The organism is Pseudomonas sp. KCJK9000 (assembly GCF_046230725.1).
In the GTDB taxonomy this organism is placed as follows: Bacteria; Pseudomonadota; Gammaproteobacteria; order Pseudomonadales; family Pseudomonadaceae; genus Aquipseudomonas; species Aquipseudomonas promysalinigenes.
In genome coordinates this window covers 16,118-32,928 of sequence record NZ_JBJJLN010000020.1, presented here as the reverse complement: position 1 = coordinate 32,928, position 16,811 = coordinate 16,118, and the positions used below count along the sequence as shown (strand labels likewise).

Genomic DNA, 16,811 nt, shown 5'->3' with positions numbered 1-16,811 from the left:
CTAGCCCTTACTTGGAGTAGAGCTCGACAATCAGGTTTTCGTTGATGTCGGCAGACAGATCGCCACGAGCTGGAACGTTCTTGAAAACGCCCGACTTTTTAGCGGAATCTACGTCTACCCACTCAACTCGGCCACGCTGGGCGCACAGTTCAAGGGCTTGAACAATGCGCAGCTGGTTCGACGACTTCTCGCGAACCGCGACCACGTCACCCGGACGAACTTGGTAGGATGGAATGTTTACAGTCTTACCGTTGACGCTGATCGCTTTGTGCGAAACCAGCTGACGCGACTCGGAACGAGTCGAGCCGAAGCCCATACGGTAAACGACGTTATCCAGACGGCACTCGAGCAGTTGCAGCAGGTTCTCACCGGTTGCGCCTTTTTTCGAGGCAGCAGCTTGGTAGTAACCGCGGAACTGACGCTCCAGAACACCATAGATACGACGAACTTTTTGTTTCTCGCGCAGCTGGGTACCGTAGTCGGACTGACGGCCACGGCGCTGGCCGTGGATACCTGGGGCTGCTTCGATGTTGCACTTCGATTCCAGAGCGCGAACGCCGCTCTTCAGGAACAGGTCGGTGCCTTCACGACGAGACAGTTTGCATTTTGGACCAATGTAACGTGCCATTCTTCTGTCTCCTGATTACACGCGACGCTTCTTCGGCGGACGGCACCCGTTGTGCGGGATTGGCGTCACGTCGGTGATGCTGGCGATCTTGTAGCCGCAGCTGTTCAGTGCACGAACGGCGGATTCACGACCTGGACCTGGACCCTTGACGTTTACGTCGAGGTTTTTCAGACCATATTCCAGCGCAGCTTGACCAGCACGCTCAGCAGCGATCTGAGCTGCGAACGGGGTGGATTTGCGCGAACCACGGAAACCCGAACCACCGGAAGTAGCCCAGGACAATGCATTGCCCTGACGGTCGGTGATGGTCACGATGGTGTTGTTAAAAGAGGCGTGGATGTGGGCGATGCCATCAACCACTGTCTTTTTGACTTTTTTACGAGGACGAGCAGCAGGTTTTGCCATGTCTATATTCCTGGGCGATTACTTGCGGATCGGCTTACGCGGGCCCTTACGGGTGCGTGCGTTGGTCTTGGTGCGCTGACCGCGAACCGGCAGACCTTTACGATGACGCAGGCCGCGGTAGCAACCCAGGTCCATCAAGCGCTTGATCTTCATGTTGACGTCACGACGCAGGTCACCTTCGGTGGTGAACTTAGCGACTTCGCCACGCAGGGTTTCGATTTGCTCGTCGCTCAGATCCTTGATCTTTGCGGCTGGGTTTACACCAGCGTCTGCACAAATCTTCTGTGCAGTTGTGCGACCGACACCATAGATGTAGGTCAGCGAGATAACAGTATGCTTGTTATCTGGAATGTTGACGCCTGCAATACGGGCCATTCAGTGGGACTCCAATTGACAGCTACCTACGCCCCGGAAGCCAAGAAATAGGGCGCGAGATAATATCGCTGTAGAAACGAATAATCAACCCAGCAGCACACTAGCTGCTGGGTTTGAAGCGCAGATCACACTCAGCCTTGGCGCTGTTTGTGACGCGGTTCCGCGCTGCAGATCACTCGTACGACGCCTTCGCGACGGATGATCTTGCAGTTACGGCACAGCTTTTTCACCGATGCACGAACTTTCATTACCGACTCCTCGAACCTTAGGGGCCTATCAGCGCAGCAGACCGCTGCCACCGTAGCCTTTCAGGTTGGCTTTCTTCATCAGGGATTCGTACTGGTGCGAAACGAGGTGCGATTGTACTTGGGACATGAAGTCCATCACAACCACTACCACAATCAGCAACGAGGTCCCGCCAAGGTAGAACGGCACATTTGCTGCCACCACCAGGAACTGGGGCAGAAGGCAGACGGCCATCATGTAAAGAGCACCGAACATGGTCAGACGAGTCAGAACGCCATCAATGTAGCGCGCAGACTGTTCACCAGGACGGATACCCGGAATAAAGGCACCGGACTTCTTCAGGTTTTCCGCTACGTCTTTCGGGTTGAACATCAGCGCTGTATAGAAGAAGCAGAAGAAAATGATCCCTGCACTAAACAGCAGAATGTTCAACGGCTGACCAGGAGCGATCGACTGCGAGACGTCCTGCAGCCAGCCCATACCTTCGGACTGACCGAACCAGGCACCCAGCGAAGCCGGGAACAGCAAAATGCTGCTCGCGAAGATGGCCGGGATGACCCCCGCCATGTTCACTTTCAACGGCAAGTGGCTGGTCTGCGCGGCGAAGACCTTGCGGCCCTGCTGACGCTTGGCATAGTGAACGGCGATACGACGCTGACCACGCTCAATGAACACCACGAAACCGATGATCGCTACTGCAAGCAAACCGATAGCGACCAGGGCGAAAATGTTGATATCGCCTGTGCGCGCAGACTCGAAAGACTGCCCGATTGCTCTCGGAAGACCGGCAACGATACCCGCGAAGATCAACATCGAGATACCGTTGCCCACACCGCGCTCGGTGATCTGCTCGCCCAGCCACATCATGAACATTGCGCCCGCCACGAAAGTGGAGACGGCAACGACATAGAAGCCGAGCCCTGCAGAAAACGCCACGCCCTGGTTGGCCAGGCCAATGGACATGCCAATGGCTTGAACCAATGCCAGGATAACGGTGCCGTAGCGGGTGTACTGGCTGATCTTGCGACGGCCAGCTTCACCTTCCTTCTTCAACTGCTCCAGTTGCGGGCTGACCGCAGTCATCAGCTGCATGATGATCGATGCCGAAATGTACGGCATGATCCCCAATGCAAAGATGCTCATGCGTTCGAGCGCGCCACCGGAAAACATGTTGAACAAGCTAAGAATGGTCCCCTCATTCTGCCGAAACAGATCCGCCAGACGGTCTGGATTGATGCCTGGAACCGGGATATGCGCACCTATCCGATAGACGATGATCGCCATGAACAGAAAGCGCAGACGAGCCCAGAGTTCCGACATCCCGCCCTTACCGAGCGAAGAGAGAGCACCTTGCTTAGCCATTTATTCCTCGAACTTGCCGCCAGCTGCTTCGATAGCCGCACGCGCACCCTTGGTGGCTGCGATGCCCTTGATGGTGACTGCGCGAGTGACTTCGCCAGACAGCATGATTTTCACACGCTGTACGTTCTGGCCGATCACGTTGGCATCCTTCAGGGATTGCACGGATACCACGTCGCCTTCCACTTTAGCCAGCTCGGACAGACGCACTTCAGCGCGGTCCATGGCTTTCAGGGAAACGAAGCCGAACTTCGGCAGACGACGGTGCAGCGGCTGTTGACCGCCTTCGAAGCCAGGAGCGATCGAACCACCGGAACGGGAGGTCTGACCTTTGTGGCCGCGGCCGCCAGTCTTACCCAGACCGCTACCGATACCACGACCTGGACGATGCTTCTCGCGACGGGAACCCGGCGCTGGACTCAGATCATTGAGTTTCATCGATTAACCCTCGACCTTCAGCATGTAGTAAGCCTTGTTGATCATCCCGCGGTTTTCGGGAGTATCTTGGACTTCTACAGTGTGACCGATGCGACGCAGACCCAGACCTTTAACGCACAGTTTGTGGTTAGGCAGGCGGCCCGAGACGCTCTTGATCAGCGTAACTTTTACGGTTGCCATGATTAGAAGATCTCCTCAACGCTCTTGCCGCGCTTGGCAGCAATGGACTCAGGAGATTGCATGGCTTTCAGACCCTTGAAGGTGGCGTAAACCACGTTCACTGGGTTGGTCGAACCGTAGCACTTGGCCAGGACGTTCTGAACGCCAGCAACTTCCAGGACGGCACGCATTGCGCCGCCGGCGATGATACCGGTACCTTCCGAGGCAGGCTGCATGTAAACCTTCGAGGCGCCGTGGGCGGCCTTGGTGGCGTACTGCAGAGTGGTGCCCTTCAGGTCAACCTGAATCATGTTGCGACGAGCAGCTTCCATGGCTTTCTGGATTGCAGCAGGAACTTCGCGCGATTTACCACGGCCGAAACCTACACGACCCTTGCCATCACCAACCACGGTCAGTGCGGTGAAGGTGAAGATGCGGCCGCCTTTAACGGTTTTAGCTACGCGGTTAACTTGAACCAGCTTCTCGATGTAGCCTTCGTCGCGCTTTTGATCGTTATTTGCCATAACTTAGAACTCCAGCCCGCCTTCACGAGCAGCATCAGCCAGCGCTTTGACGCGGCCATGGTACTTGAAGCCGGAACGGTCAAAGGCAACTTGAGATACACCGGCGGCTTTCGCGCGCTCAGCTACCAGCTTGCCAACCTTAGTGGCCGCGTCGATGTTGCCAGTGGCGCCATCACGCAGGTCTTTGTCCAAGGTCGAGGCACTTGCCAGAACCTTGCTGCCGTCGGCCGAAATGACCTGGGCGTAGATGTGCTGCGAGGAGCGGAACACGCACAGGCGCACGACTTCGAGTTCGTGCATCTTGAGGCGTGCTTTGCGAGCGCGACGCAGTCGGATAACTTTTTTGTCGGTCATTTGCTAGGCCCTACTTCTTCTTGGCTTCTTTACGACGGACTACTTCGTCCGCGTAACGCACACCTTTGCCTTTGTAAGGCTCTGGCGGACGGAACCCGCGGATTTCAGCGGCCACCTGACCTACCAGCTGCTTGTCGATACCCTTGATCAGGATGTCGGTCTGGCTAGGAGTTTCAGCGGTGATACCGGCTGGCAGTTCGTAGTCCACTGGGTGAGAGAAGCCCAGGGCCAGGTTCAGGACGGTGCCTTTGGCCTGTGCCTTGTAACCAACACCGACCAGCTGGAGCTTGCGCTCGAAGCCTTGGCTTACGCCTTGGACCATGTTGTTCACCAGAGCGCGGGTAGTACCGGCCATGGCACGAGCTTGCTGGTCACCATTGCGAGCGACGAAACGCAGCTCACCAGACTCTTCGGTAACTTCAACAGACGAGTGAACGTTCAGTTCGAGAGTGCCTTTGGCACCCTTCACCGAAAGCTGCTGACCGGCGAATTTGACTTCGACACCGGATGGCAGCTTAACGGGGTTCTTAGCGACGCGAGACATGTCTATCCCCCCTTAGAACACTGTGCAGAGAACTTCGCCGCCGACACCGGCAGCGCGCGCAGCGCGATCAGTCATCACACCTTTGTTGGTGGAGACAATAGACACGCCCAGGCCACCACGTACTTTCGGCAGCTCAGTGACGGACTTGTACTGGCGCAGGCCTGGACGGCTGGAGCGCTTCAGTTCTTCGATGACCGGACGGCCTTCGAAGTACTTCAGTTCGATCGACAGGGAAGGCTTGGCTTCACCAGTAACCTGGTAGCCAGCGATGTAACCTTCGTCCTTCAGAACTTTGGCAACCGCGACCTTCAGGGTAGAGGAAGGCATGCTTACGACGGACTTTTCAGCCATCTGGGCATTACGGATGCGAGTTAGCATGTCCGCTAACGGGTCCTGCATACTCATGGGCTAGATGCTCCTGATACAAGAAATATTAGCCTTGCGGCTATAACAGCCACCCAAACAGGCAGGTCAAAGACCCCAGGCTCGGGTGAGCCGGTCATTCTAGACACAAGGCAGAAACGAAACAAGCCCCACGAGGGGGCTTGTTTGTTGGTGAGATCACCGACGGTCGGAAGATTGCTCAACCTTGCGCCGGTGTTACACCTGCAGCGATTACCAGGAGGCCTTGACCAGACCTGGTACGTCACCGCGCATTGCAGCTTGACGCAGCATGTTACGGCCCAGGCCGAACTTACGGTATACACCGTGAGGACGACCGGTCAGGCGGCAACGGTTGCGCAGACGCGAAGCGCTGGCATCACGTGGCTGCTTCTGCAGAGCGACAACGGCAGCGAAACGCTCTTCTGGAGAGGCGTTCAGGTTGACGATGGTCGCTTTCAGCTCAGCACGCTTCTTAGCGAACTTGGCTACCGTGAGCTGACGCTTCAGCTCGCGGTTTTTCATGCTCTTCTTGGCCATTTTCCTACTCCAATCAGTTGCGGAACGGGAATTTGAATGCACGCAGCAGAGCGCGGCCTTCGTCATCCGAACGAGCAGTGGTGGTCAGGGTGATGTCCAAACCGCGCAGAGCATCGATCTTGTCGTAATCGATTTCCGGGAAGATGATCTGCTCTTTCACGCCCATGCTGTAGTTGCCACGGCCATCGAAGGACTTGGCATTCAGGCCGCGGAAGTCGCGAACCCGAGGCAGGGAGATCGCCAGCAGGCGGTCCAGGAATTCGTACATCTTGTCGCTACGCAGGGTCACCTTGACGCCGATCGGCCATCCTTCACGGACTTTGAAGCCAGCGATGGATTTACGAGCGAAAGTCACGACCGGCTTTTGACCGGTGATCTTTTCCAGGTCGGCAACAGCGTGCTCGATGACTTTCTTGTCACCGATCGCTTCGCCCAGACCCATGTTCAGGGTGATTTTGGTAACGCGCGGAACTTCCATCACGTTCGACAGCTTAAGTTCTTCCTTAAGCTTTGGAGCGATTTCGTTCCGGTAAATCTCTTTCAGTCGTGCCATGGTCTTCTACCTAGCAGTGTTCAAGCATCAACCGCTTTTTGGGTCGACTTGAAGACACGAATTTTCTTACCGTCTTCTACTTTGAAACCAACGCGGTCAGCCTTGTTGGTTTCACCGTTGAAGATGGCAACGTTGGAAGCGTGCAGAGGCGCTTCTTTTTCGACGATACCGCCCTGTACGCCCGCCATCGGGTTAGGCTTGGTATGACGCTTGACCAGGTTCACACCGCCAACGACCAGACGGTCATCAGCCAGAACCTTCAGCACCTTACCGCGCTTACCTTTGTCTTTGCCGGCGATCACGATGATCTCGTCGTCACGACGAATCTTTTGCATGTCGGATCTCCTTACAGCACTTCAGGGGCGAGCGAGACGATCTTCATGAACTTCTCAGTACGAAGTTCACGGGTCACTGGCCCGAAGATGCGAGTGCCGATCGGCTCTTGCTTGGTGTTCAGCAGAACAGCAGCGTTGCCGTCGAAACGAATGATGGAACCGTCAGCGCGACGTACACCGTGACGGGTACGGACGACAACAGCAGTCATCACCTGGCCTTTTTTGACCTTACCGCGCGGAATAGCTTCCTTGACGGTTACTTTGATGATGTCACCGATGCCGGCGTAACGGCGGTGCGAACCGCCGAGTACCTTGATGCACATGACGCGACGAGCGCCGCTGTTATCGGCCACATCGAGCATGGATTGAGTCTGAATCATAAAATTTCTCCGACCCCTAGCCCTTAGACTTCAACAGCGCGTTCGAGGACTTCAACCAGTGCCCAGGACTTGGTCTTGGCCAGCGGACGAGTTTCGGTAATCGAAACTTTGTCGCCGATCTTGCACTGGTTGGTTTCGTCGTGCGCGTGCAGCTTAGTCGAACGCTTAACGTATTTACCGTAGATCGGGTGCTTTACGCGACGCTCGATCAGAACGGTGATGGTCTTGTCCATTTTGTCGCTGACGACACGGCCAGTCAGCGTACGGACGGTTTTTTCAGCTTCAGCCATGATCACTTACCTGCCTGCTGGTTAAGCACAGTTTTCACGCGAGCGATGTCACGCTTAACTTGCGAGAGCAGGTGCGACTGCCCCAACTGGCCAGTTGCTTTCTGCATACGCAGATTGAACTGGTCGCGCAGCAAGCCGAGCAGTTGCTCATTCAATTGCTGTGCAGATTTTTCACGAAGTTCATTCGCTTTCATCACATCACCGTCCGCTTAACAAAGGAGGTGGCGAGAGGCAGCTTTGCAGCAGCCAGGGCGAAAGCTTCACGCGCCAGCTCTTCAGAAACACCCTCGATCTCGTACAGGACTTTGCCTGGCTGGATCTGGGCAACCCAGTATTCCACGGAGCCTTTACCTTTACCCATACGAACCTCGAGAGGCTTCTTGGAGATCGGCTTGTCCGGGAACACGCGGATCCAGATCTTGCCGCCACGCTTAACGTGACGGGTCAGCGCACGACGTGCGGACTCGATCTGGCGGGCGGTGAGGCGACCGCGAGCAACAGCTTTCAGGGCGAATTCGCCGAAGCTGACTTTGCTACCGCGCAGTGCCAGACCACGGTTGTGGCCGGTCATCTGCTTACGGAATTTTGTACGCTTTGGTTGCAACATTTGGCGTACCCCTTACTTAGCAGCTTTTTTACGAGGCGCTGGTGCTTGTGGTTTCAGTTCTTCTTGGCGACCACCAATAACTTCGCCTTTGAAGATCCAAACCTTCACACCGATCACACCGTAAGTGGTGTGAGCTTCGTAGGTGTTGTAGTCGATATCGGCACGCAGGGTGTGCAGCGGCACACGACCTTCGCGATACCACTCGGTACGAGCAATCTCAGCACCGCCGAGACGACCGCTCACCTGGATCTTGATGCCCTTGGCACCAATACGCATGGCGTTTTGCACGGCGCGCTTCATGGCGCGACGGAACATTACGCGGCGTTCCAGCTGCTGAGCTACGCTCTGCGCAACCAGCATAGCGTCGAGTTCCGGCTTGCGGATCTCTTCGATGTTGATGTGCACAGGCACACCCATCTGCTTGGTCAGGTCCTGACGCAGCTTCTCGACATCCTCACCTTTCTTACCGATAACGATACCGGGACGAGCGGTGTGGATGGTGATGCGTGCAGTTTGAGCCGGACGATGAATATCGATACGGCTTACGGACGCGCTTTTTAGTTTGTCTTGGAGGTACTCACGCGTTTTCAGATCCTTCAACAGGTAATCTGCGTAAGTAGCACCGTCTGCGTACCAGACGGAGGTGTGCTCCTTGACGATTCCCAGGCGAATGCCAGTGGGATGTACTTTCTGACCCATCTGATCGACTCCGTTACTTGTCCGCAACCTTGACAGTGATATGGCAAGACCGCTTGACGATGCGATCAGCACGGCCTTTGGCACGTGGCATGATGCGCTTCAGCGAACGCCCTTCGTTGACGAAGACGGTGGAGACCTTCAGGTCATCAACGTCAGCGCCTTCGTTGTGTTCGGCGTTGGCAACGGCCGACTCGAGGACTTTCTTCATGATTTCAGCGGCTTTTTTGCTGCTGAAGGCCAACAGGTTGAGCGCTTCGCCCACCTTCTTCCCGCGGATCTGGTCGGCGACCAAGCGGGCTTTCTGGGCGGAGATGCGAGCGCCCGACAACTTAGCGGCTACTTCCATTTCCTTACCCCTTAACGCTTGGCTTTCTTGTCAGCCACGTGCCCGCGGTAGGTGCGGGTACCGGCAAACTCGCCCAGTTTGTGGCCGACCATGTCTTCGTTCACGAGAACTGGGACGTGTTGGCGACCGTTGTGTACCGCGATGGTCAGACCGACCATTTGTGGCAGGATCATCGAACGGCGCGACCAGGTTTTAACTGGCTTGCGATCGTTCTTCTCCACCGCCACTTCGACCTTCTTCAACAGGTGAAGATCGATAAAAGGACCTTTTTTCAGAGAACGTGGCACTGTCGTATCCCTCTAGTTACTTGCGACGACGGACGATCATGTTGTCGGTACGCTTATTACCGCGGGTCTTCGCACCCTTGGTTGGGAAGCCCCATGGCGATACCGGATGACGACCACCGGAGGTACGACCTTCACCACCACCATGTGGGTGGTCAACCGGGTTCATGGCAACACCACGAACGGTTGGGCGAACGCCGCGCCAGCGTTTGGCACCAGCTTTACCCAGCGAACGCAGGCTGTGCTCGGAGTTCGAGACTTCACCCAGGGTCGCACGGCACTCAGCCAGGACTTTACGCATTTCACCAGAGCGCAGACGCAGGGTCACATAGACACCTTCGCGAGCGATCAGCTGAGCCGAGGCACCAGCGGAACGTGCGATCTGAGCACCTTTACCCGGCTTCAGTTCGATGCCGTGAATGGTGCTACCTACTGGAATGTTGCGCAGCTGCAGGGAGTTACCGGCCTTGATTGGGGCCAGGGCACCTGCGATCAGCTGGTCGCCAGCGCTCACGCCTTTAGGGGCGATGATGTAGCGACGCTCACCGTCTGCGTAGCACAGCAGGGCGATGTGAGCAGTACGGTTTGGATCGTATTCGATACGCTCGACAGTGGCTGGAATGCCATCTTTGTCGTTGCGACGGAAGTCGACCAGACGGTAATGCTGCTTGTGACCACCACCAACGTGACGAGTGGTAATGCGGCCATTGTTGTTACGACCACCAGACTTCGATTTTTTCTCGATCAGCGGTGCGTGAGGAGCGCCTTTGTGCAGCTCCTTGTTGACCACCTTGACCACGAAACGGCGGCCAGGGGAAGTCGGTTTGCATTTAACGATTGCCATGATGCACCCCTTCCTTACTCAGCACTGCTGCTGAAATCGAGATCTTGGCCTGGCTGAAGGGAGACGATCGCCTTCTTCCAGTCATTACGCTTGCCCAGACCACGTGCGGTACGCTTGGTTTTACCCAGAACGTTAACAGTCGACACGTTTTCAACTTTTACGTTGAACAGGCCTTCGACAGCTTTCTTGATTTCCAGCTTGGTTGCATCGGTAGCAACCTTGAATACGAACTGGCCTTTTTTCTCAGCCAGAACGGTAGCCTTCTCGGAAACGTGCGGGCCAAGGAGGACTTTAAATACGCGTTCCTGGTTCATCCCAGCAGCTCCTCGAATTTCTTCACGGCCGAGACGGTGATCAACACCTTCTCGTATGCGATCAGACTGACCGGGTCGGAACCTTGAACGTCACGTACGTCGACGTGCGGCAGGTTGCGAGCAGCCAGGTACAGGTTCTGATCAACAGCGTCAGAAACGATCAGTACGTCGTTCAGACCCATGCCGTTCAGCTTGTTCAGCAGATCTTTGGTTTTCGGCGCTTCAACAGCGAAGTCCTGAACCACGACCAGACGGTCGCTACGCACCAGCTCAGCGAGGATGGAGCGCAGAGCTGCGCGGTACATCTTCTTGTTGAGCTTTTGCGAGTGATCTTGAGGACGAGCTGCGAAGGTTACACCACCGCCACGCCAGATCGGACCACGAGTGGTACCAGCACGAGCACGGCCAGTACCCTTCTGACGCCATGGGCGCTTACCGCCACCGGCCACGTCGGAACGGGTCTTCTGCTGCTTGGTGCCCTGACGGCCGCCAGCCATGTAGGCTACGACTGCTTGGTGTACCAGCGTCTCGTTGAATTCGCCACCGAAAGCCAGTTCGGAAACTTCGATCGCCTGAGCGTCATTTACATTAAGTTGCATGTCAGTATCCCCTTAACCGCGAGCCTTGACAGCTGGACGTACAACCACGTCGCCGCCAGTAGCGCCAGGAACGGCACCCTTGACCAGCAGCAGGTTGCGCTCAGCGTCTACGCGAACTACTTCCAGGGACTGAACAGTCACGCGCTCGGCGCCCATGTGACCGGACATTTTCTTGCCCTTGAACACACGACCAGGAGTCTGGCACTGGCCGATGGAACCAGGAACACGGTGCGACACGGAGTTACCGTGGGTGTTGTCCTGACCACGGAAGTTCCAGCGCTTGATGGTACCGGCGAAGCCTTTACCTTTGGACTGACCAGTAACGTCTACCAGCTGGCCTGCAGTGAAGAGTTCAGCTTTGATCAGATCGCCAGCCTGGAAATCGCCTTCTTCAAGACGGAACTCCCAGATACCGCGACCAGCGGCAACGTTAGCTTTGGCGAAGTGGCCTGCCTGAGCGGCAGTCACACGCGAAGCACGACGCTCGCCGACAGTGACTTGCACTGCACGGTAGCCATCGGTTTCTTCAGTTTTGAACTGGGTGACACGATTCGGCTCGATCTCAATGACCGTGACCGGAATGGAGACACCTTCTTCGGTGAAAATGCGGGTCATACCGCACTTGCGACCGATTACACCAATAGTCATGTTGTAAACCTCATGAGTGTACGGGGCTTTCACCCGCTATGGCCGCCCATTTCAGAGCGTTACACGACTAGACCGAAGTCTTAGCCGAGGCTGATCTGTACTTCCACACCTGCCGCCAGATCAAGCTTCATCAGCGCGTCAACGGTTTTATCCGTTGGCTGGACGATGTCCAGAACACGCTTATGAGTGCGGATCTCGTACTGGTCACGCGCGTCTTTGTTGACGTGCGGGGAGACCAGAACGGTGAAACGCTCTTTGCGGGTAGGCAGTGGAATTGGACCACGCACTTGTGCACCAGTACGTTTCGCGGTTTCCACGATTTCCTGGGTGGATTGGTCGATCAGGCGATGGTCGAAAGCCTTCAACCTGATACGGATTTGCTGATTTTGCATTGGATTTCAGACTCCAGGCTGTTCCCAACGGACGCACTACGCCCGCTAAAAGGAGGCGTGATTCTATAGACCCCCCCATTTAGTGTCAACCCAATAAAAAAAACCCCCGCTGAGCGGGGGTTTTTTCAATCGGTCGAGTGATTACTCGATGATTTTGGCTACGACGCCGGCACCGACGGTACGACCGCCTTCACGGATAGCGAAGCGCAGACCGTCTTCCATTGCGATGGTTTTGATCAGGGTAACAGTCATCTGAATGTTGTCACCTGGCATTACCATTTCAACGCCTTCCGGCAGTTCGCAGTTACCGGTCACGTCAGTGGTACGGAAGTAGAACTGTGGACGGTAGCCTTTGAAGAACGGAGTGTGACGGCCGCCTTCTTCTTTCGACAGAACGTAGACTTCTGCGGTGAACTTGGTGTGCGGCTTGACCGAACCCGGCTTGACCAGAACCTGGCCACGCTCAACGTCGTCACGCTTGGTACCACGCAGCAGAACGCCGCAGTTCTCGCCAGCACGGCCTTCGTCCAGCAGCTTGCGGAACATCTCAACACCGGTGCAGGTGGTGGTGGTGGTGTCACGCAGACCAACGATTTCCAGCGGATCCTGAACGCGGACGATACCACGCTCGATACGGCCGGTAACAACGGTACCACGACCCGAGATCGAGAATACGTCTTCGATCGGCATCAGGAATGGCTGGTCGATAGCACGAACTGGCTCTGGGATGTAAGCATCCAGAGTTTCTACCAGCTTCTTAACAGCGGTAGTGCCCATTTCGTTGTCGTCTTTGCCTTCCAGCGCCATACGAGCCGAACCGATGATGATCGGGGTGTCGTCGCCTGGGAAGTCATAGGTGGACAGCAGGTCGCGAACTTCCATCTCGACCAGTTCCAGCAGCTCAGCGTCGTCTACCAGGTCAGCCTTGTTCAGGAAGACCACGATGTACGGAACGCCTACCTGACGGGACAGCAGGATGTGCTCACGGGTTTGTGGCATCGGACCATCGGCGGCCGAGCAAACCAGGATCGCGCCGTCCATCTGGGCAGCACCGGTGATCATGTTCTTCACGTAGTCAGCGTGACCTGGGCAGTCAACGTGAGCGTAGTGACGAATGTTCGAGTTGTACTCGACGTGAGCGGTGTTGATGGTGATACCGCGTGCTTTTTCTTCTGGAGCCGAGTCGATCTTGTCGAACTCAACGACGGCCGAACCGAAAACTTCGGAGCAGACGCGAGTCAGAGCTGCGGTCAGAGTGGTCTTACCGTGGTCAACGTGGCCGATGGTGCCGACGTTAACGTGGGGAAGGGAACGATCAAATTTTTCTTTAGCCACGACAGTGAACCTCTTGCCTAAAGGGGATTAGCCTTGTTTTTTAACGAGTGCTTCGACGATGTTCGACGGAGCTTCGGCGTATTTGGAGAATTCCATGGAGTAGCTTGCGCGACCCTGAGACATGGAACGAACGTCGGTCGCGTAACCGAACATCTCTCCGAGCGGTACCTCAGCAGTGATTACCTTGCCGGACACCGAGTCTTCATTACCCTGGATCATCCCGCGACGACGGCTCAGGTCACCCATCACGTCACCCAGGTACTCTTCCGGGGTTACAACTTCGACCTTCATGATCGGCTCAAGCACCACACCACCGCCCTTCTGGGCCAGTTGCTTGGTCGCCATCGAAGCGGCGATCTTGAACGCCATTTCGTTGGAGTCGACGTCGTGGTACGAACCGTCGAATACCGTGGCCTTCAGGCCGAGCAGCGGATAGCCGGCAACAACGCCGTTTTTCATCTGCTCTTCGATACCCTTCTGGATCGGGGCGATGAATTCCTTAGGAATCACACCACCAACGACTTCGTTGGTGAACACCAGACCTTCGGTGATGTTGCCTTTTTCGTCCACGTCCGGCTCCGAGAAACGGATCCAGCAGTGACCGAACTGACCACGACCACCCGACTGACGAACGAACTTGCCTTCGATCTCGACGTTGGACCTGGTGATCTTCTCGCGGTACGAAACCTGCGGCTTGCCGACGTTGCACTCGACGTTGAACTCGCGCTTCATGCGGTCAACGAGGATGTCCAGGTGCAGCTCACCCATACCGGAGATGATGGTCTGGCCGGTTTCTTCGTCGGTCTTGACGCGGAACGACGGGTCTTCCTGGGCCAGCTTGCCCAGAGCGATACCCATCTTCTCCTGGTCAGCCTTGGTTTTCGGCTCTACGGAGAGCGAAATTACCGGCTCAGGGAAGTCCATACGCTCGAGGATGATCGGCTTGTCGGCGTTGCACAGGGTGTCACCGGTGGTGACGTCCTTCATGCCGATCAGAGCAGCGATGTCGCCAGCGCGTACTTCTTTGATCTCTTCACGCTGGTTGGCGTGCATCTGCACCATACGGCCAACGCGCTCTTTCTTGCCCTTGACCGAGTTGATGACGGAGTCACCGGAGGTCAGGAAGCCCGAGTAGACGCGGACGAAGGTCAGAGTACCCACGAACGGGTCGGTGGCAATCTTGAACGCCAGGGCCGAGAACGGCTCGTTGTCGTCGGCAGGACGCTCGTCGTACTGCTCTGGCTTGACTTCATCCTTCGGCGTGTCGATCAGGTCAGGGTGGATACCCTTGATCGCCGGGATTTCGGTCGGAGCTGGCAGGTAGTCGATAACGGCGTCCAGAACCAGGGGAACACCCTTGTTCTTGAACGACGAACCGCAGACAGCCGGAACGATCTCGCTGGCCAGGGTGCGCGCGCGCAGACCGGCTTTGATCTCTTCGACGGTCAGCTCTTCGCCTTCCAGGTACTTGTTCATCAGCTCTTCGCTGGACTCGGCAGCCGCTTCAACCATGTTGGAGCGCCACTCTTCAGCCAGCTCCAGCATATCGGCAGGAATTTCTTCCTCGCGATAGGTGGTGCCTTTATCGTCATCGTTCCAGTAGATGGCTTTCATCTTGATCAGGTCAATCTGACCCTGGAAGTCATCTTCTGCACCGATAGCCAGCTGGACCGGAACCGGGGTGTGACCCAGACGGTTCTTGATCTGACCGATAACGCGCAGGAAGTTGGCACCGGCACGGTCCATTTTGTTCACGTAGACAACACGTGGAACGCCGTACTTGTTGGCTTGACGCCATACGGTTTCGGACTGCGGCTCAACGCCGGAAGTACCGCAGAATACGACGACCGCGCCGTCGAGTACGCGCAGCGAACGTTCTACTTCAATGGTGAAGTCAACGTGGCCGGGGGTATCGATGACGTTTACGCGGTAGTTGTCGTACTGACCACGGGAACCTTTCCAGAAGGTGGTAACGGCAGCGGAGGTAATGGTGATACCCCGCTCCTGCTCCTGCACCATCCAGTCGGTGGTCGCGGCGCCGTCATGCACCTCGCCCATCTTGTGGCTCAGACCTGTATAGAACAGGATCCGCTCGGTAGTGGTAGTCTTGCCCGCGTCAACGTGGGCGCAGATACCGATGTTACGGTAGCGGTTAATTGCTGTAGTACGAGCCATAAAGCCCTCGCAAAATGATTGATGCTTGAATTAGAAGCGGTAGTGCGAGAACGCTTTGTTGGCTTCGGCCATACGGTGCACGTCTTCACGCTTCTTGACTGCAGCACCCTTGCCTTCAGCAGCATCCAGCAGCTCGCCGGCCAGGCGCAGAGCCATCGACTTCTCGCCGCGCTTGCGGGCGTAGTCTACGAGCCAGCGCATTGCCAGAGCGTTACGACGGGATGGACGAACTTCAACCGGAACCTGGTAAGTAGCACCGCCGACACGACGGGACTTAACTTCGACCAGCGGAGCGATGGCGTCGAGAGCTTTCTCGAAGATTTCCAGGGGGTCGCTGTTCTTGCGTGCTTTGACGGTATCCAGAGCACCGTAAACGATGCGCTCGGCTACTGCTTTCTTGCCGCTTTCCATCACGTGGTTCATGAACTTGGCGAGAATCTGCGATCCGTACTTAGGATCGTCAAGGATCTCACGTTTTGCTGCTACACGACGTCTTGGCATGATAAGCCCTCAAACGGTCTTCAGGTTAGCCCGGGACGTGGGTCTACGACCCCTGCCCGACCTTACTCTTATCGACTCAAAAAAATGGATGTCTGCAAACGACCGATTACTTCGGACGCTTGGTACCGTATTTCGAACGACCCTGGTTACGGCCTTTAACGCCCGAAGTATCCAGAGAGCCGCGAACGGTGTGGTAACGAACACCTGGCAAGTCTTTTACACGGCCGCCACGGATCAGGACGACGCTGTGCTCTTGCAGGTTGTGGCCTTCACCACCGATGTACGAGGAAACCTCGAAACCGTTGGTCAGACGCACACGGCATACTTTACGCAGTGCCGAGTTAGGTTTTTTCGGCGTGGTGGTGTACACGCGGGTGCACACGCCACGACGTTGCGGGCAGTTCTGCAGCGCAGGAACGTCGGACTTTTCGACCGAACGCTTACGCGGCTGACGTACCAGCTGGTTGATAGTTGCCATCTACTAGCTCCACTGATTGTCTTGCGACTCTATTGTCTTGCAAGAAAGCCAAAAATTGGCGAGACGGAGCCTCACCAA

General features: G+C 56.2%; 30 protein-coding genes. All 30 read right to left on the bottom strand.

Features of this window, described 5'->3' with window-relative positions; all coding sequences use genetic code 11:
- Positions 1–7: 7 nt before the first annotated feature.
- The 30 genes from rpsD to rpsL all read right to left on the bottom strand — a co-directional run bounded on the left by rpsD (position 8) and on the right by rpsL (position 16,733).
- Complete coding sequence (gene rpsD / locus ACK59H_RS11350) at positions 8–628, bottom strand: 30S ribosomal protein S4 (RefSeq protein WP_012316514.1); 621 nt, start codon at positions 626–628, stop codon at positions 8–10.
- 15 nt (positions 629–643) lie between these two features.
- Positions 644–1,033, bottom strand: coding sequence for a 30S ribosomal protein S11 (rpsK, locus tag ACK59H_RS11345; protein WP_003255454.1), 390 nt, complete (start codon positions 1,031–1,033; stop codon positions 644–646).
- Positions 1,034–1,051: 18 nt separating this feature from the next.
- Positions 1,052–1,408, bottom strand: a complete 357-nt coding sequence (gene rpsM, locus ACK59H_RS11340; protein WP_012316515.1) for a 30S ribosomal protein S13 — start codon at positions 1,406–1,408, stop codon at positions 1,052–1,054.
- Between the two features lie 131 nt (positions 1,409–1,539).
- On the bottom strand, positions 1,540–1,656 hold the full coding sequence (gene rpmJ, locus ACK59H_RS11335) for a 50S ribosomal protein L36 (RefSeq protein WP_002555468.1): 117 nt from the start codon (positions 1,654–1,656) through the stop codon (positions 1,540–1,542).
- Between the two features lie 28 nt (positions 1,657–1,684).
- Positions 1,685–3,016, bottom strand: coding sequence for a preprotein translocase subunit SecY (secY, locus tag ACK59H_RS11330; protein WP_060478899.1), 1,332 nt, complete (start codon positions 3,014–3,016; stop codon positions 1,685–1,687).
- The gene (rplO, locus tag ACK59H_RS11325) at positions 3,017–3,451 is read right to left on the bottom strand and encodes a 50S ribosomal protein L15 (protein WP_023382625.1); all 435 of its coding nucleotides are present in this window, start codon (positions 3,449–3,451) and stop codon (positions 3,017–3,019) included.
- Positions 3,452–3,454: 3 nt separating this feature from the next.
- Entirely contained in the window at positions 3,455–3,631 is a 177-nt protein-coding gene (gene rpmD, locus ACK59H_RS11320) for a 50S ribosomal protein L30 (RefSeq protein ID WP_003255463.1), read from the bottom strand.
- Positions 3,632–3,633: 2 nt separating this feature from the next.
- Entirely contained in the window at positions 3,634–4,134 is a 501-nt protein-coding gene (gene rpsE / locus ACK59H_RS11315) for a 30S ribosomal protein S5 (RefSeq protein ID WP_003255465.1), read from the bottom strand.
- Between the two features lie 3 nt (positions 4,135–4,137).
- On the bottom strand, positions 4,138–4,488 hold the full coding sequence (rplR, locus tag ACK59H_RS11310) for a 50S ribosomal protein L18 (RefSeq protein WP_003255467.1): 351 nt from the start codon (positions 4,486–4,488) through the stop codon (positions 4,138–4,140).
- 10 nt (positions 4,489–4,498) lie between these two features.
- Positions 4,499–5,032 carry a 50S ribosomal protein L6 gene (gene rplF, locus ACK59H_RS11305; RefSeq protein WP_060478898.1) on the bottom strand — a complete coding sequence of 178 codons (534 nt, stop codon included), beginning with the start codon at positions 5,030–5,032 and terminating at the stop codon, positions 4,499–4,501.
- Positions 5,033–5,044: 12 nt separating this feature from the next.
- Positions 5,045–5,437, bottom strand: a complete 393-nt coding sequence (gene rpsH, locus ACK59H_RS11300; protein ID WP_019097628.1) for a 30S ribosomal protein S8 — start codon at positions 5,435–5,437, stop codon at positions 5,045–5,047.
- 210 nt (positions 5,438–5,647) lie between these two features.
- A complete protein-coding gene (rpsN, locus tag ACK59H_RS11295; RefSeq protein ID WP_003255472.1) occupies positions 5,648–5,953 on the bottom strand; it encodes a 30S ribosomal protein S14 in 306 nt (101 codons plus the stop codon).
- A gap of 13 nt (positions 5,954–5,966) precedes the next feature.
- Positions 5,967–6,506, bottom strand: a complete 540-nt coding sequence (rplE, locus tag ACK59H_RS11290; RefSeq protein ID WP_003255474.1) for a 50S ribosomal protein L5 — start codon at positions 6,504–6,506, stop codon at positions 5,967–5,969.
- 20 nt (positions 6,507–6,526) lie between these two features.
- Complete coding sequence (rplX, locus tag ACK59H_RS11285; RefSeq protein WP_016715319.1) at positions 6,527–6,841, bottom strand: 50S ribosomal protein L24; 315 nt, start codon at positions 6,839–6,841, stop codon at positions 6,527–6,529.
- An 11-nt stretch (positions 6,842–6,852) separates the two neighbouring features.
- Entirely contained in the window at positions 6,853–7,221 is a 369-nt protein-coding gene (gene rplN, locus ACK59H_RS11280; RefSeq protein ID WP_008089810.1) for a 50S ribosomal protein L14, read from the bottom strand.
- A 23-nt stretch (positions 7,222–7,244) separates the two neighbouring features.
- Positions 7,245–7,511 carry a 30S ribosomal protein S17 gene (rpsQ, locus tag ACK59H_RS11275; RefSeq protein WP_023534981.1) on the bottom strand — a complete coding sequence of 89 codons (267 nt, stop codon included), beginning with the start codon at positions 7,509–7,511 and terminating at the stop codon, positions 7,245–7,247.
- A 2-nt stretch (positions 7,512–7,513) separates the two neighbouring features.
- Positions 7,514–7,705: a 50S ribosomal protein L29 gene (gene rpmC, locus ACK59H_RS11270; protein ID WP_002555481.1), complete on the bottom strand. Its 192-nt coding sequence runs from the start codon at positions 7,703–7,705 to the stop codon at positions 7,514–7,516.
- Positions 7,705–8,118, bottom strand: coding sequence for a 50S ribosomal protein L16 (gene rplP / locus ACK59H_RS11265; protein ID WP_003255479.1), 414 nt, complete (start codon positions 8,116–8,118; stop codon positions 7,705–7,707). Before rplP ends, rpmC begins: the two co-directional genes overlap by 1 nt.
- A gap of 12 nt (positions 8,119–8,130) precedes the next feature.
- Positions 8,131–8,817: a 30S ribosomal protein S3 gene (rpsC, locus tag ACK59H_RS11260; RefSeq protein WP_003255481.1), complete on the bottom strand. Its 687-nt coding sequence runs from the start codon at positions 8,815–8,817 to the stop codon at positions 8,131–8,133.
- Positions 8,818–8,830: 13 nt separating this feature from the next.
- Positions 8,831–9,163: a 50S ribosomal protein L22 gene (rplV, locus tag ACK59H_RS11255; RefSeq protein WP_003103908.1), complete on the bottom strand. Its 333-nt coding sequence runs from the start codon at positions 9,161–9,163 to the stop codon at positions 8,831–8,833.
- A gap of 11 nt (positions 9,164–9,174) precedes the next feature.
- Positions 9,175–9,450, bottom strand: coding sequence for a 30S ribosomal protein S19 (gene rpsS, locus ACK59H_RS11250; RefSeq protein ID WP_003255482.1), 276 nt, complete (start codon positions 9,448–9,450; stop codon positions 9,175–9,177).
- A 16-nt stretch (positions 9,451–9,466) separates the two neighbouring features.
- Positions 9,467–10,291 carry a 50S ribosomal protein L2 gene (gene rplB, locus ACK59H_RS11245; protein ID WP_003255483.1) on the bottom strand — a complete coding sequence of 275 codons (825 nt, stop codon included), beginning with the start codon at positions 10,289–10,291 and terminating at the stop codon, positions 9,467–9,469.
- 14 nt (positions 10,292–10,305) lie between these two features.
- Complete coding sequence (gene rplW / locus ACK59H_RS11240; protein WP_003255484.1) at positions 10,306–10,605, bottom strand: 50S ribosomal protein L23; 300 nt, start codon at positions 10,603–10,605, stop codon at positions 10,306–10,308.
- Positions 10,602–11,204, bottom strand: coding sequence for a 50S ribosomal protein L4 (gene rplD, locus ACK59H_RS11235; RefSeq protein ID WP_027917846.1), 603 nt, complete (start codon positions 11,202–11,204; stop codon positions 10,602–10,604). Before rplD ends, rplW begins: the two co-directional genes overlap by 4 nt.
- A gap of 12 nt (positions 11,205–11,216) precedes the next feature.
- Positions 11,217–11,852, bottom strand: coding sequence for a 50S ribosomal protein L3 (rplC, locus tag ACK59H_RS11230; RefSeq protein ID WP_060478897.1), 636 nt, complete (start codon positions 11,850–11,852; stop codon positions 11,217–11,219).
- An 80-nt stretch (positions 11,853–11,932) separates the two neighbouring features.
- Positions 11,933–12,244 carry a 30S ribosomal protein S10 gene (rpsJ, locus tag ACK59H_RS11225; RefSeq protein WP_003186070.1) on the bottom strand — a complete coding sequence of 104 codons (312 nt, stop codon included), beginning with the start codon at positions 12,242–12,244 and terminating at the stop codon, positions 11,933–11,935.
- Between the two features lie 141 nt (positions 12,245–12,385).
- Positions 12,386–13,579 carry an elongation factor Tu gene (gene tuf / locus ACK59H_RS11220; RefSeq protein WP_010951775.1) on the bottom strand — a complete coding sequence of 398 codons (1,194 nt, stop codon included), beginning with the start codon at positions 13,577–13,579 and terminating at the stop codon, positions 12,386–12,388.
- A 27-nt stretch (positions 13,580–13,606) separates the two neighbouring features.
- Entirely contained in the window at positions 13,607–15,754 is a 2,148-nt protein-coding gene (gene fusA / locus ACK59H_RS11215) for an elongation factor G (protein WP_060480385.1), read from the bottom strand.
- A 30-nt stretch (positions 15,755–15,784) separates the two neighbouring features.
- On the bottom strand, positions 15,785–16,255 hold the full coding sequence (gene rpsG / locus ACK59H_RS11210) for a 30S ribosomal protein S7 (protein WP_003246741.1): 471 nt from the start codon (positions 16,253–16,255) through the stop codon (positions 15,785–15,787).
- Between the two features lie 106 nt (positions 16,256–16,361).
- A complete protein-coding gene (gene rpsL / locus ACK59H_RS11205) occupies positions 16,362–16,733 on the bottom strand; it encodes a 30S ribosomal protein S12 (protein ID WP_003255492.1) in 372 nt (123 codons plus the stop codon).
- Positions 16,734–16,811: the final 78 nt, after the last annotated feature.

Excerpts from the sequence above, each read along its gene's own strand:
- rplB (WP_003255483.1), bottom strand. The coding sequence starts at position 10,291 with ATGGCAATCGTTAAATGCAAACCGACTTCCCCTGGCCGCCGTTTCGTG.
- secY (WP_060478899.1), bottom strand. The coding sequence starts at position 3,016 with ATGGCTAAGCAAGGTGCTCTCTCTTCGCTCGGTAAGGGCGGGATGTCG.
- rpsK (WP_003255454.1), bottom strand. The coding sequence starts at position 1,033 with ATGGCAAAACCTGCTGCTCGTCCTCGTAAAAAAGTCAAAAAGACAGTG.
- rplF (WP_060478898.1), bottom strand. The coding sequence starts at position 5,032 with ATGTCTCGCGTCGCTAAGAACCCCGTTAAGCTGCCATCCGGTGTCGAA.
- rpsL (WP_003255492.1), bottom strand. The coding sequence starts at position 16,733 with ATGGCAACTATCAACCAGCTGGTACGTCAGCCGCGTAAGCGTTCGGTC.
- rplN (WP_008089810.1), bottom strand. The coding sequence starts at position 7,221 with ATGATTCAGACTCAATCCATGCTCGATGTGGCCGATAACAGCGGCGCT.
- rplR (WP_003255467.1), bottom strand. The coding sequence starts at position 4,488 with ATGACCGACAAAAAAGTTATCCGACTGCGTCGCGCTCGCAAAGCACGC.
- rplV (WP_003103908.1), bottom strand. The coding sequence starts at position 9,163 with ATGGAAGTAGCCGCTAAGTTGTCGGGCGCTCGCATCTCCGCCCAGAAA.
- rplE (WP_003255474.1), bottom strand. The coding sequence starts at position 6,506 with ATGGCACGACTGAAAGAGATTTACCGGAACGAAATCGCTCCAAAGCTT.
- rplW (WP_003255484.1), bottom strand. The coding sequence starts at position 10,605 with ATGAACCAGGAACGCGTATTTAAAGTCCTCCTTGGCCCGCACGTTTCC.
- rplX (WP_016715319.1), bottom strand. The coding sequence starts at position 6,841 with ATGCAAAAGATTCGTCGTGACGACGAGATCATCGTGATCGCCGGCAAA.
- rpsC (WP_003255481.1), bottom strand. The coding sequence starts at position 8,817 with ATGGGTCAGAAAGTACATCCCACTGGCATTCGCCTGGGAATCGTCAAG.
- rpsN (WP_003255472.1), bottom strand. The coding sequence starts at position 5,953 with ATGGCCAAGAAGAGCATGAAAAACCGCGAGCTGAAGCGTCAGCTCACG.
- rplD (WP_027917846.1), bottom strand. The coding sequence starts at position 11,204 with ATGCAACTTAATGTAAATGACGCTCAGGCGATCGAAGTTTCCGAACTG.
- rpmJ (WP_002555468.1), bottom strand. The coding sequence starts at position 1,656 with ATGAAAGTTCGTGCATCGGTGAAAAAGCTGTGCCGTAACTGCAAGATC.
- rpmC (WP_002555481.1), bottom strand. The coding sequence starts at position 7,705 with ATGAAAGCGAATGAACTTCGTGAAAAATCTGCACAGCAATTGAATGAG.
- rpsG (WP_003246741.1), bottom strand. The coding sequence starts at position 16,255 with ATGCCAAGACGTCGTGTAGCAGCAAAACGTGAGATCCTTGACGATCCT.
- rpsH (WP_019097628.1), bottom strand. The coding sequence starts at position 5,437 with ATGAGTATGCAGGACCCGTTAGCGGACATGCTAACTCGCATCCGTAAT.
- fusA (WP_060480385.1), bottom strand. The coding sequence starts at position 15,754 with ATGGCTCGTACTACAGCAATTAACCGCTACCGTAACATCGGTATCTGC.
- rpsJ (WP_003186070.1), bottom strand. The coding sequence starts at position 12,244 with ATGCAAAATCAGCAAATCCGTATCAGGTTGAAGGCTTTCGACCATCGC.
- rpsM (WP_012316515.1), bottom strand. The coding sequence starts at position 1,408 with ATGGCCCGTATTGCAGGCGTCAACATTCCAGATAACAAGCATACTGTT.
- rpsD (WP_012316514.1), bottom strand. The coding sequence starts at position 628 with ATGGCACGTTACATTGGTCCAAAATGCAAACTGTCTCGTCGTGAAGGC.
- rpmD (WP_003255463.1), bottom strand. The coding sequence starts at position 3,631 with ATGGCAACCGTAAAAGTTACGCTGATCAAGAGCGTCTCGGGCCGCCTG.
- rpsQ (WP_023534981.1), bottom strand. The coding sequence starts at position 7,511 with ATGGCTGAAGCTGAAAAAACCGTCCGTACGCTGACTGGCCGTGTCGTC.
- rpsE (WP_003255465.1), bottom strand. The coding sequence starts at position 4,134 with ATGGCAAATAACGATCAAAAGCGCGACGAAGGCTACATCGAGAAGCTG.
- rplP (WP_003255479.1), bottom strand. The coding sequence starts at position 8,118 with ATGTTGCAACCAAAGCGTACAAAATTCCGTAAGCAGATGACCGGCCAC.
- rplC (WP_060478897.1), bottom strand. The coding sequence starts at position 11,852 with ATGACTATTGGTGTAATCGGTCGCAAGTGCGGTATGACCCGCATTTTC.
- rplO (WP_023382625.1), bottom strand. The coding sequence starts at position 3,451 with ATGAAACTCAATGATCTGAGTCCAGCGCCGGGTTCCCGTCGCGAGAAG.